Source organism: Nocardioides sp. (assembly GCA_037045645.1).
In the GTDB taxonomy this organism is placed as follows: domain Bacteria; phylum Actinomycetota; class Actinomycetes; order Propionibacteriales; family Nocardioidaceae; genus Nocardioides.
Window position 1 is genome coordinate 349,406 of record JBAOIH010000001.1, and the last position, 19,999, is coordinate 369,404.

20 protein-coding genes and 4 tRNA genes are annotated in these 19,999 nt (G+C 67.5%); 16 read left to right on the forward strand and 8 right to left on the reverse strand.

Going from position 1 to position 19,999, the window contains the following annotated elements; genetic code table 11:
- Window positions 1–167: 167 nt before the first annotated feature.
- A complete protein-coding gene (locus V9G04_01710; protein MEI2712028.1) occupies window positions 168–1,031 on the forward strand; it encodes a hypothetical protein in 864 nt (287 codons plus the stop codon).
- A gap of 65 nt (window positions 1,032–1,096) precedes the next feature.
- Here V9G04_01710 and V9G04_01715 read toward each other — a convergent pair whose 3' ends face one another.
- Entirely contained in the window at window positions 1,097–1,588 is a 492-nt protein-coding gene (locus V9G04_01715) for a YajQ family cyclic di-GMP-binding protein (protein ID MEI2712029.1), read from the reverse strand.
- Window positions 1,589–1,667: 79 nt separating this feature from the next.
- Between V9G04_01715 and V9G04_01720 the strand changes: the two genes are divergently transcribed.
- Both V9G04_01720 and V9G04_01725 read left to right on the forward strand, forming a co-directional pair.
- Window positions 1,668–1,752: transfer RNA gene (locus V9G04_01720), tRNA-Tyr, on the forward strand.
- A 68-nt stretch (window positions 1,753–1,820) separates the two neighbouring features.
- Window positions 1,821–3,161 (forward strand): MFS transporter, encoded by a 1,341-nt coding sequence (locus V9G04_01725; GenBank protein MEI2712030.1) that lies wholly within the window; start codon window positions 1,821–1,823, stop codon window positions 3,159–3,161.
- A 3-nt stretch (window positions 3,162–3,164) separates the two neighbouring features.
- Here the strand turns inward: V9G04_01725 and V9G04_01730 are convergent, their stop codons facing one another.
- The 5 genes from V9G04_01730 to V9G04_01750 form a co-directional block, all read right to left on the reverse strand.
- Entirely contained in the window at window positions 3,165–4,082 is a 918-nt protein-coding gene (locus V9G04_01730) for a metallophosphoesterase (GenBank protein MEI2712031.1), read from the reverse strand.
- Window positions 4,079–5,287 (reverse strand): fumarylacetoacetase, encoded by a 1,209-nt coding sequence (gene fahA / locus V9G04_01735; protein MEI2712032.1) that lies wholly within the window; start codon window positions 5,285–5,287, stop codon window positions 4,079–4,081. The genes V9G04_01730 and fahA overlap by 4 nt, the downstream gene beginning before the upstream one ends.
- A complete protein-coding gene (locus V9G04_01740) occupies window positions 5,284–6,105 on the reverse strand; it encodes a hypothetical protein (protein ID MEI2712033.1) in 822 nt (273 codons plus the stop codon). Before V9G04_01740 ends, fahA begins: the two co-directional genes overlap by 4 nt.
- A 96-nt stretch (window positions 6,106–6,201) precedes the next feature.
- Complete coding sequence (locus V9G04_01745) at window positions 6,202–8,124, reverse strand: ABC transporter ATP-binding protein (GenBank protein ID MEI2712034.1); 1,923 nt, start codon at window positions 8,122–8,124, stop codon at window positions 6,202–6,204.
- Complete coding sequence (locus V9G04_01750; GenBank protein ID MEI2712035.1) at window positions 8,121–10,043, reverse strand: ABC transporter ATP-binding protein; 1,923 nt, start codon at window positions 10,041–10,043, stop codon at window positions 8,121–8,123. The genes V9G04_01745 and V9G04_01750 overlap by 4 nt, the downstream gene beginning before the upstream one ends.
- 49 nt (window positions 10,044–10,092) lie before the next feature.
- Between V9G04_01750 and V9G04_01755 the strand changes: the two genes are divergently transcribed.
- The gene (locus V9G04_01755; GenBank protein MEI2712036.1) at window positions 10,093–11,328 is read left to right on the forward strand and encodes a homogentisate 1,2-dioxygenase domain-containing protein; all 1,236 of its coding nucleotides are present in this window, start codon (window positions 10,093–10,095) and stop codon (window positions 11,326–11,328) included.
- On the opposite strand, the gene nemA is transcribed toward V9G04_01755, so the two are convergent.
- Window positions 11,325–12,419, reverse strand: coding sequence for an N-ethylmaleimide reductase (gene nemA / locus V9G04_01760; GenBank protein ID MEI2712037.1), 1,095 nt, complete (start codon window positions 12,417–12,419; stop codon window positions 11,325–11,327). The genes V9G04_01755 and nemA overlap by 4 nt on opposite strands.
- A 34-nt stretch (window positions 12,420–12,453) precedes the next feature.
- Here nemA and V9G04_01765 point away from each other — a divergent pair, with 34 nt between their 5' ends.
- The 8 genes from V9G04_01765 to V9G04_01800 all read left to right on the forward strand — a co-directional run bounded on the left by V9G04_01765 (window position 12,454) and on the right by V9G04_01800 (window position 16,923).
- Window positions 12,454–13,023 carry a DNA-3-methyladenine glycosylase I gene (locus tag V9G04_01765; GenBank protein MEI2712038.1) on the forward strand — a complete coding sequence of 190 codons (570 nt, stop codon included), beginning with the start codon at window positions 12,454–12,456 and terminating at the stop codon, window positions 13,021–13,023.
- Between the two features lie 32 nt (window positions 13,024–13,055).
- Window positions 13,056–14,480, forward strand: a complete 1,425-nt coding sequence (locus V9G04_01770) for an amidase (GenBank protein MEI2712039.1) — start codon at window positions 13,056–13,058, stop codon at window positions 14,478–14,480.
- Window positions 14,481–14,531: 51 nt separating this feature from the next.
- Window positions 14,532–14,604 (forward strand) — tRNA-Thr (locus V9G04_01775).
- A 35-nt stretch (window positions 14,605–14,639) separates the two neighbouring features.
- A tRNA-Met gene (locus V9G04_01780) sits at window positions 14,640–14,713 on the forward strand.
- A 38-nt stretch (window positions 14,714–14,751) separates the two neighbouring features.
- Window positions 14,752–14,922, forward strand: a complete 171-nt coding sequence (rpmG, locus tag V9G04_01785) for a 50S ribosomal protein L33 (GenBank protein ID MEI2712040.1) — start codon at window positions 14,752–14,754, stop codon at window positions 14,920–14,922.
- 144 nt (window positions 14,923–15,066) lie between these two features.
- The gene (locus V9G04_01790) at window positions 15,067–15,468 is read left to right on the forward strand and encodes a MaoC family dehydratase N-terminal domain-containing protein (GenBank protein MEI2712041.1); all 402 of its coding nucleotides are present in this window, start codon (window positions 15,067–15,069) and stop codon (window positions 15,466–15,468) included.
- Window positions 15,465–15,869 carry a MaoC/PaaZ C-terminal domain-containing protein gene (locus V9G04_01795; GenBank protein ID MEI2712042.1) on the forward strand — a complete coding sequence of 135 codons (405 nt, stop codon included), beginning with the start codon at window positions 15,465–15,467 and terminating at the stop codon, window positions 15,867–15,869. The genes V9G04_01790 and V9G04_01795 overlap by 4 nt, the downstream gene beginning before the upstream one ends.
- Complete coding sequence (locus tag V9G04_01800) at window positions 15,862–16,923, forward strand: UDP-N-acetylmuramate dehydrogenase (GenBank protein ID MEI2712043.1); 1,062 nt, start codon at window positions 15,862–15,864, stop codon at window positions 16,921–16,923. Before V9G04_01795 ends, V9G04_01800 begins: the two co-directional genes overlap by 8 nt.
- A 39-nt stretch (window positions 16,924–16,962) precedes the next feature.
- Here the strand turns inward: V9G04_01800 and V9G04_01805 are convergent, their stop codons facing one another.
- Window positions 16,963–17,991 carry an adenosine deaminase gene (locus tag V9G04_01805; GenBank protein ID MEI2712044.1) on the reverse strand — a complete coding sequence of 343 codons (1,029 nt, stop codon included), beginning with the start codon at window positions 17,989–17,991 and terminating at the stop codon, window positions 16,963–16,965.
- A gap of 149 nt (window positions 17,992–18,140) precedes the next feature.
- Here V9G04_01805 and V9G04_01810 point away from each other — a divergent pair.
- The 4 genes from V9G04_01810 (at window position 18,141) to rplK (ending at window position 19,990) form a co-directional block, all read left to right on the forward strand.
- A tRNA-Trp gene (locus V9G04_01810) sits at window positions 18,141–18,213 on the forward strand.
- 51 nt (window positions 18,214–18,264) lie between these two features.
- Window positions 18,265–18,495: a preprotein translocase subunit SecE gene (gene secE, locus V9G04_01815; protein MEI2712045.1), complete on the forward strand. Its 231-nt coding sequence runs from the start codon at window positions 18,265–18,267 to the stop codon at window positions 18,493–18,495.
- Between the two features lie 54 nt (window positions 18,496–18,549).
- Window positions 18,550–19,356 carry a transcription termination/antitermination protein NusG gene (gene nusG / locus V9G04_01820; GenBank protein MEI2712046.1) on the forward strand — a complete coding sequence of 269 codons (807 nt, stop codon included), beginning with the start codon at window positions 18,550–18,552 and terminating at the stop codon, window positions 19,354–19,356.
- Window positions 19,357–19,561: 205 nt separating this feature from the next.
- Window positions 19,562–19,990 (forward strand): 50S ribosomal protein L11, encoded by a 429-nt coding sequence (gene rplK, locus V9G04_01825; GenBank protein ID MEI2712047.1) that lies wholly within the window; start codon window positions 19,562–19,564, stop codon window positions 19,988–19,990.
- The last annotated feature ends 9 nt before the right edge of the window (window positions 19,991–19,999 follow it).

Here is a 19,999-nt window from a genome sequence, read left to right on the forward strand (position 1 = left end):
ACTGTGTAAAGGAGTGCGCGATGTGGGATCCCGTTCAAAATCTGGGGGTGGGTCCTACGTCGCGGCTGAGGGGCGCAACGCCCCTCACTGAAAATGGGTGCCGACGCCGATGGCGAGCGGTGAGATTCGCGGCGGGGGCCGCATCTAAGAATGGGTGGATCAAGAAGATGAGTATGAACGTTTCTCGACGCAGCGTCGCAAAGGGGGCGGCCTGGTCCGTGCCAGTCGTGACGCTGGCAACCGCAGCGCCTGCGATCGCGTCGACACCGGCCGACTGCATGCTGGTCACGCAGGCCACCGACATCTGTACCGCGATCGGATCGAACGGCGAAAAGCCTTGGCTGGCCGTCAACGGTGGCCCGACCGTTGCTCCGACCTACTCCGCGCCGTACGGCAACAACACTGCTTGGGACCCGACCAAGGGCCTCACCAGTTGGCTCTACTTCAACGGGCGTCTGTTCAACAACGCCACGAACATGGATCCCGGTGGCGGCTATCGCAACATGCTCGGGGTGACGTTGTGGTGGGAGTTCACGATGACCGTCCCGACGGCAAACACAGCCAACTACCAAACGCTCACCTTGGGCAAGGCGGGGGACTCGTGCGGCCGCTCGGTTGCGGGAGACGGCATGTTCGGCAATCCAGTGCTCTCCGGACCGACCTGGGTGAACAACGGGGACGGCACCTCGACCGGCACCTTCAACGTGGTGATGAACGGGACGAATTCCTCGATGAACCCCCAATCCGACATTTATCTCTCCGTCACATTGCAGTTCCGGTTGCCGGTGCTGCCGGGCCAGACCGTGCAGGTCGGCGTGATGGAGCCGAAGGTCAACTGCGAGGACAAGACTGCGCCGCAGCAGTACGGCGCTGACGTCACCTGGTTCGCCGACAACGACCCCGCGAAGTACCGTTACGGGGCCTGGTTCCGCGGTTCGGAGCTCGGCACTGATCCGTTGCCCAACAGTATCGACTACATCGACAACGCCAGCGCGCCTTACAGCACGACCATTATCGGCTACACCAACTGATCCACGGCTGAGAACACGGCCGGGCGGAACCCTTCGGGTCCGCCCGGCCGTTGTCGTTGCGGAGGTCAACGATAATTCGTGAACTGCACCGCGAAGTCGAGATCCTGCTCTTTCACCAGTCGCTGCACTGCCTGCAGGTCGTCGCGCTTCTTCGACGAGACGCGCAACTCGTCACCTTGCACCTGGACCTTGACCCCCTTAGGACCTTCGTCGCGGATCAGTTTGCCGACCTTCTTGGCGTCTTCGGAGGTGATGCCCTCCTTGAGCGCGATGGCGATCTTGGACTGCTGGCCCGACTGACGCGGCTCGGAGGCGTCGAGGATCTTCAGGCTCTGGCCGCGCTTGATCAGTTTGTCCTTGAAGACATCGAGGACGGCGTTGGCGCGGTCGTCGGCGGATGCCGAGATCTCGATCGCCTTCTCGCCCTGCCACTCGATCGTGGCGCCGGTGCCTTTGAAATCGAACCTGGTCGCGATCTCTCGGGCGCACTGCCCGAGCGCATTGTCGACCTCCTGGCGGTCGAGCTTGCTCACGATGTCGAACGACGAGTCGGCCATGGGTTCCTCCGGTTTCGTACTCTGCAAAGCCAGAGGCTATCCTTCCACTCGCACCTGAACCCAACGGCTCAGTTGCACTGGCAGATTGCCCGAGTGGCCAAAGGGAGCTGACTGTAAATCAGCCGCGCGAAGCTTCGTAGGTTCGAATCCTGCATCTGCCACCACAGGCCCTCACCTCGTGTGAGGGCCTCGTTGCGTTCCGGCCCGTCCGACCGGCTGGAAGGGAGCACCGGTGAGCGAGCAGATCCACGACATCGGCCGCCGCCGAGCCTGGGTGATCTGGGTGGTCGCCTTGAGTGTCTACGGCCTCGCCGTCTTCCACCGGTCGTCGCTCGGCGTGGCCGGGTTGCTCGCCGCTGACCGCTTCGGCATCGCCGCCACCGAACTCTCGCTCTTCACGGTGGTGCAGTTGACGGTGTACGCCGGGATGCAGGTGCCGGTCGGCGTACTGCTGGATCGTTACGGCTCCAAGAAACTGCTCATCGCCGGACTGGTGCTGATGACGGCCGGGCAGTTGGCGTTCGCGTACGTCACGTCATTCCCCGCCGCCGTGGGCGCGCGGGCGTTGATGGGTGCGGGCGACTCGATGGTGTTCGTCAGCGTGATCCGCCTCGTGGTGATCTGGTTCACGCCGAAACAGTCCGCGCTGGTGACGCAGATGACCGGCCAGATCGGCCAACTCGGCGGCATCGCGGCGGCCGCGCCACTGTCCTGGGCGCTGCACGAACTCGGCTGGACGCGTACGTTCGCCTTCGCCTCCACACTGGGCCTGTTCCTGCTCGCCGGAGTGCTCCTGGTGGTCAAGGACTCGCCTTTCCGCGCCGACGAGATCGTCAAGGTGCGATTGCGAGCGCTCGCGGCGTCGGTGCGTACGGTCTGGGGCAACCCCGGCACCCGACTAGGGATGTGGAGCCACTTCACCGCCCCCTTCGCCGTCTCGTCGTTCGCGATGCTGTGGGGATTCCCGTTTCTCGTGCGAGGTCAGGAGTGGTCACAGCAGGCGGCGGCGACGTTGCTGATGGCGATGATCTTGTGGGCGGCCGTGAGCGGCTTCCTGCTCGGAGTGGCTGTCGGGCGGTTCCCGTTCTGGCGTTCGTGGATCGTGATCACCGTCGTCACGTCGATGGCGTTGGCGTGGGCGGCGGTGCTGCTGCGGACGACCCCTGCACCGGCGTGGCTGATGGTATTGACGGTGTTCCTCACCGCCACTGGCGGACCGGCGTCGATGGTGGCCTTCGATCTGGCGCGCACCTTCACCCCGGTGCAGCAGACCGGGCGAGCCAACGGGATCGTCAACGTCGGAGGCTTCGTGGCCGCACTGGCCTGCATGGCGGCCATCGGGATCGTGCTCGACCTGCGCGAGCCCGCCGGGATGGAGGCGTACGACCTCGCGGACTTCCGGGTGGCGATGAGCGTGCAGTACGTGTTCTGGGCCTTCGGCGTCGCGCAGATCCTGCGTTATCGCCGCAAGGGGCTAGATCACCTGCGCCGGATGCACCCCGGCGCGATCGAGCAGATGCGGCGCGGCGAGGCGTTCGTACATCCGGGGTTCAACGAGCGCGAGGGCGTCTGAGGCTCACTCGCCCACATGCAGTGGCGAGTCCTTGCGTGACGCCAGCTCGCGCAGCTCGTCGACCGGGATGGTCTCCGCGAGGGCGCGCATCGCCATCTCGGTCTGCGTCACGATCGGGCCGGACGCGACGGGCACGATCGTGTGCACGACGCGGTCGTCGTACACATGCACCATCGAGAAGCTCTGATTCGCCTCCACGCCTGCGAAGAGCAGATCGGGCCCGGGCGCGAGATCAGCGGTGTAGCAACTAGCCGACGCGACAGTTATCGGGATCCCCGCGAACGTCGAGTGCGAGTCGAAGTGGAAGTGCCCGGCGAGGATCGCGCGTACGTCGGTGCCTGCCAACACATCGGCCAGTCGGTCCTGGCTGCGCAACTCCATCAGCACCGCCACCTCACACATCGGCACCGGGATCGGCGGGTGGTGCATCGCCAGGATCGTCCCGTGCCCGGCCGGGGTGGCGAGTACGTCGGCCAGCCACGCGAGCTGATCGGTCGAGAGGTCGCCATGGTGATATCCCGGCACGCTCGTGTCCAGCGCGACGATCCGTAGGCCCTCGACGTCGTAGACGCGGTCTTGGGCGGCGTCGCTGGCTTCGCCGAACAGCGCCAGCGAATAGGCCGGCCTCTCGTCGTGATTGCCCATCGTCCACACGACCTGCGCGCCGAAGTCTGCGGCGAGAGGTTCGACCAGCGCGCGCAACCGGGCGTACGCCTCGGGCTCGCCGAGGTCGGCCAGGTCGCCGGTGAAGACGAGTACGTCGGGCGTCGGCGTGACCAGCCGCAGCCGGTCGAGCGTGCGGCGCAGGTGCGCCTCGGAGTCGATCGCGCCGTATTGCAACCGCCCTGGGGAGAGCAGATGCGGATCGCTGAGATGCGCGATCGTGAACAAGGGCGCCGGATAGTGCCCGAACTGCGTCATGCTCTTGCCGGCTCGATCGTGCCCGAGACCTCGCCGAGCGTCAGTCGACCACCGGCCACACCGGGCGCCGAATAGCGCAGCACGACGGTGTCACCGTCCTCGAGGAAGGTGCGGCCGTCGCCGAACGGCTCGCTGCCGCCCCAGGAGAGTTCCAGGAACGAGCCCCGCTGGTCGCGTTCGGGGCCGCTGATCGTGCCGGAGGCGAAGAGGTCGCCGGGCCGTGTGGAGGCGCCGTTGACGGTGAGGTGGGCGAGCATCTGGGCGGGCGACCAGTACATGGAGGCGTACGGCGGGCGTGCGACCACCTCGCCGTTGAGTTCGACCTCGACGTCGATGTCGAGCCCCTTGGTCTGGCCCGGAGCGAGATAGGGCAGCGGCTGTGGGTCCTGACCCGGCAGGTCGGTCCACGCTGCCTCCAACGCGGATAGCGGCGTCACCCACGCGGAGATCGAGGTGGCGAAGGACTTGCCCAAGAAGGGGCCGAGGGGGACGTACTCCCACGCCTGGATGTCGCGTGCGCTCCAGTCGTTGAGGCCGACAACTCCGAAGATGTGGTCGAGCGCTTCGTCGGCTTTGACCGGGATGCCGAGGGCTGAGTGCTGGCCGATCACGAAGCCGAGCTCGGCCTCGATGTCGAGGCGGCGGCTCGGGCCGAACGTGGGGGCTTCGTCGGTCGGCGCCTTGCGTTGTCCGTTCGGGCGTACGACCGGCATCCCGCTCGGCACGATCGTGCCCGCACGGCCGTGATAGCCGACGGGCAGGTGGCGCCAGTTGGGCAGCAGTGGCTCCTGGTCGGGGCGGAACATCCGCCCGACGTTGGTGGCGTGGTCGAGTGAGGCGTAGAAGTCGACGTAGTCACCGACGTGGAACGGCATCAGCATGCGTACGTCCGCTACCGGCGAAAGTGCGGGCTCGGCGATGTCGCGCTCGGTCTCGTCGCTGAGCAGCCCGACGATCCACGCGCGCGTGGACTCCCACACGGCAGGACCGGCAGCAAGGAAGCGGTCGAGGCTCGGCTCGTCGAAAAGGTCCTGGGTGTCGAGCATGTCGGCCGCCGCCACGACCGTGAGATCGAGCAGCTGGTCGCCGATGCGGACGGCGACTCGCGGACGCTCGCCACTGCGCGCGAACACGCCGTACGGCAGGTGGTCGATGTCGAACCCGGAGCCGGCGGCTCCGGAGACCCAGGTGGTCATCGCGTTCATTGAGGAGCCTCCAACAGTCCGAGGGTGAGCAGTGAGTCGAGCGGCTCGAGGATCGAGCAGGACCCGAACGAGGTGAACCAGCGACGACCTCGGGCGAGGGCATCGGCGTCAAGGGTCGGGTCTGGTGCGTCGAGAAGCTGGGCGGCATCACCGGCGCTGCCGCCCTCGAAGAGTGCGTCGGTGGCGAGCAGTACGTTGAGGAAGCCGTGGTGCTCGAAACCGGTCTCGGGGTCGCGATGGCGCAACCCGTCGTGCAGCCCGGCCGTGCACTTGAACGACGTCTCCCGATCGAGCGCGGCGTCGATCCAGCCGGCGAGCGTCGCGGCGGTCGGGAAGGCCTCGGGTGAGGTGCCGCCGGTGCGGAATTTCAATCGCAACTCGGCCCCCGCAACCTCGTCGGCTGCCGCCAGCCAGCCGTGCTCAGTCGAAGTCTGGGGGAGCTCGACGAAGACCTGGGTGGCGTCGGCCAGCAGCGAATCCGCACGTGCGGCGTCGACGGCAGTGGTGACTCTGTGCGCGTTGCCGGGCAGGTCGTCGAGGTCGCGCAACGCGATCTCGACGGCTCGTACGTCCATCCCGTGCTTGCTGGCGAGAGTGAGGGCTGGGCTGATCGCCCCCGCGCCACCGGTGATCACAATCGAGAGCGGGAGGTTCTTGTGCTTGATCTCGCCCAGACGCGTGTCGGTGATGACGAACGAGCCGACGAGATCGGCGTACCACTCCTGCGTGCGCGCCGACCATGCCTTGACCGCGCTGGGTAGGTCCGCGTTGCCCGGTGGGAAGATCGCCGCGTCGTCGAGGAGGTGGGTCCAGGTCACGTTCGTCACGTTAGCGCCGCGCCAATCCGGTGGTCGAGCGGACTCCGGTCCGCTCAACCCCTGGCGAGCCGGGGGCTTAGCGGACAAATCGGGGGCTCAGCTCGTCCAGGCCCGCCACAACGCCGCGTACTCGCCACCCTCGCGGTCGACCAACTCGTCGTGCGAGCCCAACTCCGCGATCCGGCCGTCGAGCACGACCGCGATCCGGTCGGCGTCGTGTGCGGTGTGCAGCCGGTGCGCGATCGCGACGACCGTACGACCCGACAGCAGGGCGTTCATCGAGCCCTCCAAAGTCCGAGCCGTACGCGGGTCGATCAACGAGGTTGCCTCGTCGAGCACCAGGGTGTGCGGGTCGGCGATGATCAGCCGCGCCAGTGCGATCTGCTGGGCCTGAGCCGGTGTCAACGACTGCTGTCCCGAACCGATCTTCGTCAACAACGACTCCGGCAGCCGCGACACCCAATCCGCCGCACCGACCGCTCGCAGGGCCGCCCATACGTCCTCGTCGGTCGAGTCCTCGCGCGCGAGGACGATGTTGTCGCGCACCGACCCGATGAAGACGTGGTGTTCCTGGGTGACCAGCGCGACCTCGGTACGCAGGGTCTCCAGCGGCAGGTCGACGAGCTCGACACCGCCGACGGTCACCGATCCCGTACGCGGTCGGTTGATCCCGGACAGCAGGCGACCCAGAGTCGACTTGCCCGATCCCGAGGGCCCGACGATCGCCAACCGCTCGCCGTCGCGCAACTCGAGATCGACGCCGTGCAATACGTCGTGGTCGGCACGATAAGCAAAGCGCAAATCCGACCCCACGAGGTGAGGTGACGACGGCTTCGCCGACCCGGCGATCCGGTCCGGCGGCACCTCGGCGATACCCAGCAGACGCGACGTGGAGGCCGCACCGACCTGCAAGCGATCGAGCTCGCCGACGAGTCGGTCCAGGGGCCCGCTGAGTGCCTCGACATAGAGCATGGCTGCGGTGATCTGGCCGATCGAGACCCACCCGTTTGCGTACCCCCAGGCGCCGAACCCGAGCGTCAACACTCGCGGAGTGTTGAACGCGAAGTCGATCATCGCGAAGAGCAGATTGCGCAGGCTCATCGTGTAACGCTCGGCCTGCGCCGAGACCGCGATGTCGTCCTCGCCTTGCCGCACCCGACGATCTGCAAGACCGAGGGCCTCGACCGTACGCGCGCCCTCCACCGTCTCGGTCAGGGTGGTGTTGATCCGCGAATAGGTGGCGCCCTCGGTGATGTAACCCTTCGGCGCGCGCTGCAGGTAGGACCGTACGGCGAACCCGCTCGACGCGATCATCACGATGGCGGGCGCGGCCAGGAACCACGAGTTCAGCACCATCGCCACGACACTGAGCGAGACCGTCAGCAGCGAGATCACCAGCGCAGGCAGTCCCCACTGCACCGAGCGGCTCATCGTGCCGACATCGCGGGTGACGCGGGTGACGAGGTCGCCGGTGCTGGCACCCTCGACCTGACCCAGAGGCAGGCGCAGCACCGTGCGTACGACGTATTCCCGCGCGGTCGCCAGCAGATCCTGGCCGAAGAGCGTCGAGGAGCGTTGACCCAGGAAGCGGAAGAGCGCCTGGGCGCAGACGACGCCGACGACGACGAACGCGAGGGTGTCCACCGACGCGGCCTTGCCCGCGATCGTCTCGTCGACCAGAGTGCCGAGCAGGTTAGGTACGACCAGTGAGGCCGCGGCGGCGAGCAGGTTGAAGACGAAGAGTTCGGTGAAGCGCCACCTCCGCTGACCGATCAACTCGCGGAAGAACGCGAAGACCACCGGGTCCTCGGCGACCGGCCAGCCGCGGACGGGATTGCGCGACTCGGCGTACACCTTCTCGGCATTCTCGCGGCGCAGATGGTGGCGCACCCGCCACGCGGACCAGCGGCCCGCCCAGGAGGCGCGCGTCGGCGGGATCAGACGCGGGTCGATGGGCGGGTCGAGCTGAGTCGCGACCTCTCGCCACGTCGCCGCAGAGTCCTCCCGGATGTCGATCACGAGTCCTCCAGATCCCGCGCGACGACGGATCGGTAGGCCGCGTCGTGCTCCAGCAGCTCGTGGTGGCTGCCGTCGGCCACAATGCGCCCCTCGGACAGCAGCACGACCCGGTCCGCGTGGTGCAGCCACAGCGGCGAGACGGTGCACACCACGGTCGTACGCCCCTGACGAGCTGCAGCGACTCGTTGCGCGATCCGGGCCTCGGTATGCGCGTCCACGGCCGACGTCGGCTCGACGAGTACGAGGATCGGCGCGTCTACAGCCAGCGCCCGCGCAAGCACCACCCGCTGGCGCTGGCCTCCGGAGAGCCCTCGGCCGCGCTCGTCGAGCTGGCCCTGCCAGCCCTCGGGCAACGCGTCGAAGACGTCCTCGGCGCTGGCCACTTCCAGCACGTCCTCGGCTTGCTGTCGGGTCAGCCGATGATGCGGATCGATCGCCTGCTGCAGCGTGCCCGCGAAGAGCTGGGAGGTGGTGTCGGACACGAGGATCGTGCGGCGTACGTCCTCCAGTGAGGCGTCACGCAGGTCGACGTCACCCAGGCGTACGCCCCACGGCTCGCGGCTGCGCTCGGCGTCTCGCTGGGCGATCTCGGCTCGCCGGGCGGCTCGGTCCTTGCGTTCGCGTCGCGCGGCGGCGCCCTTGAGGGTGTCGTCGATCTCCTCGCTGACCGGATCGGTGTCCGGCGGCAGGAAGCGGCCCAGCCGGTCAGCCAGCGCGGCGGACTCTTCCGGCACGGCACACACGACGATGGTGAGTTCGCCCGGGCGGATCTTGAGGCCGCTCGCCTCGTCGCTCAGGGCAGCGGCGCCGTCGAGCGGCGTCGAGTCCCCGTCTGGAGTCGAGACTCCCCACGGCGGCACCTGCTCATAGATGGCGATCGCCTTGCGCGCCGATACCAGCGCGCGGGTGATCTTCTGCGCGAACTCGAAGAAGGTCTGGATCGGCGTGACCATGAACAGCGCGTACCCCAAGAACGCGACCAGGTCGCCGACCGTGAGTCGCCCGTCGAGCACCTCGTGAGCGCCGACCCATAACAACAGCACCAGGAAGACGCCCGAGAAGAGCACCCCTAGCGCATCGATCAGCGCCTGCCAGATCCCGGCGGAGATGCCGGCCTCCTTGGCCTTTTGCGACTGGGTGGCGTAGTTGTCGCCGAACGTACGCTCGCCGCCGATCCCGCGCAGGATCCGCAGCCCGGCGACGATGTCGGTCGCCATCGAGGTGAGCTCGGAGTTGCGGGTGCGCTCCAGGGACTGGCGGCGGTGCAGCGGCTTCATGAAGGGCATCGCGACGCCGGCCAGGAGCGGGGCGGCGATCAGGACGAGCAGGCCCAACTTCGGTGACGTCGACAACACGATGCTCGCGACCAGGCCGAAGGCGATCAGCTGACCGCCGGCTCGCGCGACGATCTCGGTCATCGCGCCGATCTCGTCGGAATCGCTCGCGGCCACGCTGAGCACTTCGCCCGTCGGAGAGCGGCGCGGCAGCACGTGGCCCATCTGCGCGGTCTTGCGCGTGACCAGTTCGGTGGTGCCATAGAGCGCGATCAGCCAACTGCGTACGACCAGCGTGTGGTTGAGGATGCCGAACCCGTTCGCCACCAGGGTCAAGGCGAACAGCAGCAGGGTCCAGCCGACCACGTTGCTCGCGTCGCCCGCCAAGATGCCGTCGTCGATCGCGCGACCGAAGATCCACGGACCGAGCGCGAGCGGGAGATACCAGAACAGGCCGCACACCAAGGACAGCGCGATCACGCCCGGTTGGCGTCGCATCATCCAGGCCAGCAACCGCCACGGGCTGCGCGTGTCGGGGTCGTCGCCGGTTCTGCCATCTTCGGCCCAGAACTGTGTGACGGTGGGCGGGAAGTCGTTCATGGCGTCCCGCAGCGTACGTCCGGCGCGGGTCCGTACGCGATTCATTAAACGGGTGCTGTGGCGGGGGCCACATGCGAGGGGCATGATCGGGTGTATGGCTTACTACCGCAGTGTCGGCTCCGTCCCCCCGCACCGCCACACCCAGCATCGCGATGGCGACGGCAACCTCTATCGCGAGGAGTTGATGGGAGAGGAGGGGTTCTCGTCGGACTCCTCGCTGCTCTATCACCGCGGTGTGCCGTCGGCGATCCGCGCGAGTGAGGTCTGGGAGCTGCCTGACTCGGCCACGACGCCCAATCACCCGCTGAAGCCGCGGCACCTCAAACTGCACGATCTCCAGACGGGTACGGACGCGGTCCTCGACCGGCGGCTGATCCTGGGCAACCACGACGTGCGAATCGCGTACGTCATCACAAGTACGGAACCGAGCGTCCTCTATCGCAACGCCATCGGGGACGAGTGTGTGTACGTCGAGTCGGGCTCGGGCACGGTCGAGACGGTCTTCGGGGTGCTGGCCTACCGCAGCGGCGACTATGTGCTGATCCCGCGTGCGACCGACCACCGCTGGGTGCCTGCCGAGCAGTCCCGGCTCTATGCGATCGAGGCCAACAGCCATATTGCGCCGCCGAAGCGCTACCTGTCGCGCTATGGCCAACTCCTGGAGCACGCCCCGTTCTGCGAGCGCGACCTGCACGGGCCGACTTCGGTCCACGTCGTGGAGGGCTCGGACGTCGACGTCTACGTCAAGCACCGCACCTCACGCGGCATCGTCGGGACGCGGATGACGTACGCCACCCACCCCTTCGACGTCGTCGGCTGGGACGGCTGCCTCTACCCGTACACCTTCAACATCGACGACTACATGCCGATCACCGGCAAGGTGCATCAGCCGCCGCCGGTGCACCAGGTGTTCGAGGGCCACAACTTCGTGATCTGCAATTTCCTGCCGCGCAAGGTCGACTATCACGAGCTGGCGATCCCGGTGCCCTACTACCACTCCAACGTCGACTCCGACGAGGTGATGTTCTACGTCGCGGGCGACTACGAGGCGCGCAAGGGCTCGGGCATCGGGCTCGGGTCGATCTCACTGCACCCCGGCGGGCATGCGCACGGTCCGCTGGCGGCGGCCATCGAGGCGTCGTTGGGGGTTGACTACTTCGACGAGTCGGCCGTCATGGTCGACACGTTCGCGCCGCTGGAGTTGGGCGAGGGCGGGCTGGCGGTGGAGGACGAGGCGTACGCCTGGACCTGGGCGGGGGTTGAGCGCACTGTAGTCCGCTCGACCCCCGGAGAATCGGGGGCTGAGCGGACAAAACGGGGGCTGAGTTAGGCGTCGTACGCCGGGTAGTCGGTGTACCCCGTGCCGTCCCCGCCGTAGAACCGCTCGACCCGCTGCGGATTGAGCGGCAGACCGTCGCGCAGCCGCCGGGGGAGATCCGGGTTGGCGATGAACGTACGCCCGAACGCCGCCGCGTCGATGAAGCCCGCGTCGAGCAACCGTTGCGCCTTGGCGACGTCGTAATTGCCGGCTCCGATGATGACGCCGTCGTACGCCTCGCGCAGCGCGCCGCGATAGTCATCGTCGAGCACCGGTCCGCCGGCCCAGTCCGGCTCGGAGAGATGTAGGAAGGCCAGGTCGCGAGCGCGCAACGCGCGGGCGACCGCAAGTCCGGTGGCCGCACCGTCTGGATCCTCCAAGCCGTTGAACGAGCCGACGGGGGAGAAGCGCACCCCGACCCGGTCGGCTGACCATGCCGCCACACTCGCGTCCACGACCTCGGACAGCAGGCGCAGTCGGTTGTCCAGCGATCCGCCGTACGCATCGGTGCGGTGGTTGCTGTCGGCCGACAGGAACTGGTGCAGCAAGTAGCCGTGCGCGGCGTGGATCTCGACCAGGTCGAAGCCGGCCTCGCGCGCACAGGCTGTCGCGTGGGCATAGTCGGCCACCACGCGCGCAATCTCGTCCGTCGCCAAGGCGCGCGGCACCGGTACGTTGGCTCGCGCGAGACCGCCTTGGCCGTCGCTGATGGTCGTACGCGTACGCACCGCGACAGCCGACGCGGACACCGGCCACTCGCCCTCGGCATGCAACGACTCGTGGTTGACCCGCCCGGTGTGCCACAACTGCGCCGCGATCAGGCCGCCCTCGGCGTGCACCGCGTCGGTGATCAACCGCCACCGGGCGATCTGCTCGATCGAGTGGATGCCCGGCGTGTCGAGATAACCCTTGCCCTCGGTCGAGATCTGCGTGCCCTCACTGATGATCAGCCCGGCGGAGGCGCGCTGTCGGTAGTACTGCGTCATCAGATCGTTGGGCAGATCGCCGGGCTGGCTGGCGCGCATCCGGGTCAGCGGCGCCATCAGCACGCGGTTGGCCAGGCGTACGGCACCCACGTCGAGTGGATCGAAGAGCGAAGTCACGAGGACGAATCGTGGCACGTGCCACGATGTGGCGATGAGCGCGGTAGTGATCGGAGAGGACCAGTTGGCGCGCTGCCCGTGGGCGGCGACGCACCCGGTCAATGCGCAATATCACGACGCCGAGTGGGGCCGACCGATCGTCGGCGAGAGTGCCTACTTCGAGAGGTTGACCCTGGAGGCGTTCCAGTCCGGGCTTAGCTGGTTGACGATCCTCAACAAGCGCGACAACTTCCGCGCTGCCTTCTCCGGGTTCGATGCCCAGGCCGTCGCTGCGTACGACGACTCCGATCGGGCGCGGCTCCTCGCAGACGCAGGCATCGTGCGCAACCGACTCAAGATCGACGCCGCGATCACCAATGCACGTGCCACGATCGCGCTGCGTGACGCCGGCGGTCTCCAGGGTTTCCTGGAAGGGTTCCGACCCGTTCGCGGTCCGGCTCCGAAGGTGTCGGGGGAGATTCCCACGATCAGCGCCGAGTCGATCGCGATGTCCAAGGCGTTGAAGAAGCAGGGGTTCGCGTTCGTGGGCCCGACGACGATGTACGCGCTGATGCAGGCGGTCGGGCTCGTCAACGACCACCTCGCAGACTGCCACGCGCGCTGAGCCCAGGGTTACTGCGCGGTAACCTTGAGTGCATGCGCCCGATCCATGCGTACGCCGACGACGCCCTCGCCGACCACGATGCGACCGGTCTGGTCGAGATGTTGCATCGCGGCCAGGTCTCCAGCGCCGAACTCGTCGAGGCCGCCCTGGCTCGTACCGAACGCGTCGACGCCGACCTCGGCGCGGTGGCGTATCTGGACGCCGACCGAGCCCGCCGCGAGGCGCGGTCACCAAACCCCGGCTACTTCTCCGGCGTGCCGACCTTCATCAAGGACAACTGCGATGTCGAGGGCCAACCGACCCAGCAGGGCACGGACGCGTACGTCGCGAAGCCCGCTCGGCGGGACGGTGACCTCGCGCGTCTGGTGCACGCGACCGGGGCGATCACCCTGGGCAAGACTCGATTGAGCGAGTTCGGCTTCAACGGGGCGGTGGATCACCCGCGACTTGGGCCCGTACGCACGCCGTGGCATCCGGGTCACTACGCGGGCGCATCGTCGGCGGGGAGCGCGGCGTTAGTCGCAGCCGGGGCCGTCCCGTTCGCGCACGCCAACGACGGCGGCGGCTCGATCCGGATCCCCGCGAGCGTCAACGGCCTGGTGGGTCTGAAGACGACGCGAGATCGCATCCCCCAGGACGCGATGTTTGGCGAGATGCCCGTACGCATCTGCTCAGACGGCGTGCTCACCCGCTCGGTGCGCGACACGGCCGCGTTCCTGCGCGAGGCCGAGCGGATCTATCGCAACCCGAAACTGCCACGCATCGGCGACGTGTCGGGTCCGTCGCGGCGACGGCTGCGGATCGGCTTCACCAGTGACGGCATCGGCCGCAGTGCCACCGGCGAGGTCCGCGACCTTACGACGGAGACCGCGGCCATGCTCGAAAGCCTCGGCCATCGCGTCGAGGAGATCGCGCCACCGGTGCCCGACGGGTTCGTCGAGGACTTCCTGATCTATTGGTCGATGCTGGCGCTGGTGTTGCGGCGCACCGGCAAGGTGCGCTTCGGCCGGACCTTCGACGCCTCCAAACTCGACAACCTCACGCACGGACTGGCGCACTTCTGCGCCCGACGCCTGCATCGGCTGCCGAAGGCCGTCGCGTCGCTGGCGCGCTCGGGACGCCACACCGCGCCGCTGTGGCGCTCGTACGATCTGGTCCTCACCCCCACGCTCGCGACCTCGACTCCGGCGCTCGGGCACCTCGACCCGATGGCCGACTACGACCAGGTGATGGGGCGGCTGCTCGACTGGGTCGCGTTCACCCCGCTGGCCAACGCGACCGGTGAGCCGTCTCTGAGTCTGCCGCTCGCGACCACCGCCTCGGGCCTGCCGCAAGGGATGATGTTCGGGGCGCCGAAGGGGCGCGAACGCGTGCTGCTCGAATTGGCGTACGAACTGGAGGAGGCGCGTCCCTGGGCGCGCATCCAGGACGCGACGATCGCGGCGTACGACGGTTGAGTGGCGGCAATTTCTCGCCGCTGCCGACGCTGTGTATCGTTCTGCGTCGTTGCCCCTTTAGCTCAGTCGGCAGAGCGTCTCCATGGTAAGGAGAAGGTCTACGGTTCGATTCCGTAAAGGGGCTCTGGGTCGGATCGTTTCGGCGGTCCGAGTCCCGGTGGCGGGGTAGCTCAGGTGGTTAGAGCACACGGCTCATAATCGTGGTGTCGCGGGTTCGAGTCCCGCCCCCGCTACTAGCCAGACCAAAGCAGATTTCGACAAAGGACTTCCCGTGGCCAGCAAGAGCTCCGACGTTCGCCCCAAGATCACGCTCGCCTGCACCGAGTGCAAGGAGCGCAACTACATCAGCAAGAAGAACCGGCGCAACGACCCCGACCGCCTCGAGCTGAACAAGTTCTGCCCGCGCTGTCGCAAGCACACCGCGCACCGCGAGACCCGCTGACGTTCTCGTAGACCCCCGAACCCGCCCCGGGCTCCCCGGCGGCGGGTTCGACCCATTTCACCGACCTGTCGCGTCTGCTTCGCGAGATGGCGCCGACCTGTCGCGTCTGCACAGCCCCGAAGCGCGGGCACTACCGTGGGAGTCATGCCACTGGACGCAGACATCGTCGGCAGGACCTATCCGCCGACCGGCCCCGTTGCGGTGACCGCCGAGTCGATCGCGGCCTTCGATGCCGCCACCGGCGGAGACGGCCGTACGACGACCGCGCCCGCGACGTACCCGATCGTGCTTGCGTTCGAGGCGATGCAGACCTTCCTGGCGACCGAGGAACTCGCGCTACACCACATCGTGCATGGTGAGCAGCGGTTCGCGTACGAGCGCCCGATCGTCGTGGGGGACACCCTGACGGCCACGCTCGAGGTCGCGTCGCTGCGCAGCATCGGCGGCAACGACATCATCGGCACCTCCTCGCGCATCACCGACGCGACCGGCGCCTTGGTCTGCACCGGCACCGCCACGCTCGTACACACCGGAGGTGCCGCGTGAGCGCAACCCAGTTCAGCGCCGGTGACGTGCTGGAGACCCAGACCTTCGAGATCACCCGAGCGGACCTGGTGGCGTACGCCAGTGCCAGCGGCGACCAGAACCCGATTCACCAGGACGAGGAGATTGCGGAGTCCGTGGGACTGCCCGGTGTGATCGCGCACGGGATGCTCACTCTCGGTCTGGTCGCGCGTGCGGTTTCGCAATGGACCGGTGGTGCCGAGGTCGTGTCGCTGGGCGCGAAGTTCACCTCGCCGGTCGTCGTACCCGCCGAGGGCGCGGCGGTCCTCGAGGTCGCCGCAACGGTGAAAGCCGTCACCGACGGTGTGGCTGATCTGGTGCTCAGCGTCACCTGCGACGGCACCAAGGTCCTCGGCATGCCCAAGGCGGCCGTACGTGTCTGAGGTGCTCGCCGATCACACCACGTTGCGGCTGGGGGGACCGGCCGGCCGCTGGGTCGAGGCCACCACCGAATCCGAACTGATCGCAGCCGTGGCCGAGGCCGACGCGTCCGGCACCCCGGCGCTGCTCGTCAGCGGCGGCTCCAACCTCGTCGTGGCCGACGAGGGTTTCGACGGCACCGTGATCCACGTGGCGACGTCGGGAGTCGTGGCCGACGTGGACTGCCCCGATGACATCGCCTGCCTCGGTGCCGTGACCCTGACTGCAGCGGCCGGGGAGAACTGGGACGACCTCGTGGCGCGTGCGGTCGAGTCGGGTTGGGCGGGCATCGAGTCGCTCTCGGGCATCCCGGGCGCGGTGGGTTCGACCCCGATCCAGAACGTCGGTGCGTACGGCCAGGAGGTCTCGCAGACGATCGCGCGCGTACGCACCTGGGATCGGGTCGACCGCACTCAGCGCACCTTCACGGCCGCCGAGTGCGACTTCTCCTACCGCCACTCGCGCTTCAAGGCCGACCCGACGCGCTATGTCGTGCTGGAGGTGTCGTTCCTGCTCAAGCAAGGATCGCTCGGGATGCCGGTGACGTACGCCGAACTCGCCCGCACGCTCGACGTGCCGTTGGACGAAGGCCCGCGTTCACGCGCGCCGATGACGGACGTACGCCAGGCCGTGCTCGGCCTGCGCCGCGGCAAGGGCATGGTGTTGGACGCGAGCGATCACGACACCTGGAGTGCCGGCTCGTTCTTCACCAACCCGATCTTGACCGCCGCGGTCGCCGACGCGTTGCCGAGCGCCGCGCCGCGGTGGTCCCAGCCGGACGGCACGGTGAAGACGAGCGCTGCCTGGTTGATCGACCACGCGGGTTTCGGCAAGGGCTTCGCGCTGCCCGGCTCAGGCGTCTCGCTCTCGACCAAACACGCGCTCGCGTTGACCAACCGCGGCTCCGGGACGACCGCCGAACTCCTCGACCTCGCTCGTCACATCCGGGCCGGTGTCGAGACGGCGTACGGCATCACTTTGGTCAACGAACCAGTCGTTGTCGGCGCCACCCTCTGACCTGCCGCGTCTGCTTCGCCGAAAGACGCGACAGGTCGATCAGGCGGGGGGTGCCGCCAGCCACGCATCGACTTCCCCGATAAAGCCGGCCTTCACCGACTCCGGCGCCCTTGAGGCCCGAAACGACATTCGCGCCAGTTCGGCCAAGGTCGAGTCCGACAGATCGTGCGCGGCCCGCATGGTGGCGTACTGCCCGGCGAGTTGCGAGCCGAAGAGCAGCGGGTCGTCGGCGCCGAGCGCCACCGTTGCGCCCGCCTCCAACAGGGTCGGCAGGGGCACCGAGGACAGATCCGAATAGACACCCAACGCCACGTTGGAGACCGGACACACTTCGAGCGCGATGCCGGCGGACACGATCTGTTCCAGCAGGTACGGATCCTCGACCGAACGCACCCCGTGCCCCAGTCGGTCGGCGTGCAACGAATCGAGACACGTGCGTACGTGCTCGGGCCCGCGCAGTTCGCCGCCGTGTGGCACCAACGCCAACCCTGCTCGTTCGGCGATCGCGAAGGCCGGCCCGAAGTCGGGGGTCGAACCTCGCCGCTCGTCGTTGGAGAGCCCGAAGCCCACGACGCCGCGATCGGCGTACTGCCCGGCGAGCCGGGCGAGCGTACGCGCGTCCAGCGGGTGCCGCGTCCGGTTGGCGGCGATCACCACCGCCATCGCGAGGCCGGTGCTGCGCGACGCACTGGCCACCGCATCCAGCACCAGGTCGGTGAACGCGGTGATCCCGCCGAAGCGCGCGGCATATCCCGACGGGTCGACCTGGATCTCCAGCCAGCGCCCGCCATCGCGAACGTCGTCCTCTGCGGCCTCCAGCACAAGTCGCCGTACGTCACCTTCCGTGCGCAGCACCGAGCGCGCCACGTCGTACAACCTCTGGAACCGGAACCAGCCCTTCTCGTCTGCCGCGGACAACTGAGGCGGCCATTCGGAGACCAGCGAGTCGGGCAGCGCGATGCCGTCGCGGTCGGCCAGTTCGAGCAGCGTGTCGTGGCGCATGGAGCCGGTGAAGTGCAGGTGCAGATGCGCCTTGGGCAGCGTCTCCAGGGATCGGCGCCGCGTCATGGCGGACATGCTAGGCGTACGCCCTGGGCCCCTTGGACGCACGCCGGTTCGACTCCCGACCACTCGGCCCGTAGACTCCTGCTCGGTTGATCAACCCCATGCTTCGGCCTGCCCTCAGAGCGAAGCGCGGATGAGGTGGATCAATACGGAGGGCACTAGCTCAACTGGCAGAGCATCGGTCTCCAAAACCGAAGGTTGGGGGTTCAAGTCCCTCGTGCCCTGCACTGCACCACCGGCACCCGCCGGAGGTGTCTACGAGGAAGAAGGGGAGTCGTGAGCGACAGCAGCGCGGTCCGCAAGACCGATGACGAGGCCAAGCGCACGAGCCCGGTCACCTTCCTGCGACAGGTCATGGCAGAGCTGCGCAAGGTCGTGTGGCCCACGCAGGAGCAACTGATCACGTACTTCATCGTGATCATGGTCTTCGTGATCTTCGTGATGGCGTTGGTCTCCTTGCTCGACATCGGCTTCGGCCGGTTGGCGTTCGAACTCTTCGGCGTCTGACCTTCGGACCGACTTCTCCCGACCTTTTCGACGTACGTACGGAGCAACGCAATCGTGACTGAGCAGTTCGACCAGAACGCCGACTCGGCGACCGCCGAGGAGTCGGCACCGACCGAGACCGAGCAGGCAGAGACCGAGCAGGCAGAGACCGGGTCGGTCGAGACCGAGTCGGCGGAGACCGCTGACGAGGCTGCCCAGGACGAATCTGGCGCTGACGAATCTGGCGCTGACGAGGACCCCCTGGAGGCGTTCCGTCGCGAACTGCGCGAGAAGTTCGGCGACTGGTACGTCGTGCACACCTACTCCGGCATGGAGAAGCGGGTCAAGGCGAACCTGGAGAACCGCATCTCCTCGCTCAACATGGAGGACTACATCCACGAGGTGGTCGTCCCCACCGAGGATGTCGCGGAGATCAAGAACGGCCAGCGCAAGATGGTCAACCGCACCCGCTACGCCGGTTATGTGCTCGTACGCATGGACCTCACCGACGAGTCGTGGAGCGCCGTACGCCACACCCCGTCGGTCACCGGATTCGTCGGGCACAGCCACCAGCCGGTGCCGCTGAGCCTCGACGAGGTCGAGAACTGGCTCGCCCCGACTGTCGCAGTGGAGGCGGCGTCGACCGAGAAGGGTGGTGCCACCACGAAGGCTGCCCCCGGTTCGACCGCGGCCAAGAAGCCTGTCGAGGTCGCCGACTTCGCGGTCTCCGACTCGGTCATGGTCGTTGACGGACCGTTCGCCACCTTGCACGCCACGATCACCGAGATCAACGCCGAGTCCCAGCGGGTCAAGGCGCTGGTGGAGATCTTCGGTCGCGAGACCCCGGTCGAGTTGAGTTTCAGCCAGATTCAGCGCGTCTGATCGCGCGCAGCGCTCAGAACTGCGCGAGGTTGAGGCGAGCGCACGACTTCGCCAAGCGAAGGCGTGACCGCGGGTCGAAACCCAGCGCGTCTGAGCGGCTCGTACGCCTCGATTTCGCGCCGCACGATCGGTCGCGCGACACTAGGACAGCAACACCCAGTGGCAGGGGACGCCCCCGTCATGACCACGAAAGAGAGAGAAAGCAATGCCTCCCAAGAAGAAGATCGCAGCGGTCGTCAAGATCCAGATCGCTGCTGGCGCTGCCAGCCCCGCCCCGCCGGTCGGTACGGCCCTGGGCCCGCACGGCGTCAACATGATGGAGTTCGTCAAGGCGTACAACGCCGCGACCGAGTCCATGCGCGGCAACATCGTGCCGGTCGAGATCACGATCTACGAAGACCGCAGCTTCACCTTCATCACCAAGACCCCTCCGGCCGCTGAGCTGATCAAGAAGGCCGCCGGCCTGTCGAAGGGTTCGGGCACCCCGCACAAGGACAAGGTCGGCAAGCTGACCAAGGACCAGGTGCGCGAGATCGCCCAGACCAAGCTGCCCGACCTCAACGCCAACGACATTGAGGCCGCCATGAAGATCGTCGAAGGCACCGCCCGCTCCATGGGTGTGACCACCAACTGATCCCTGTGT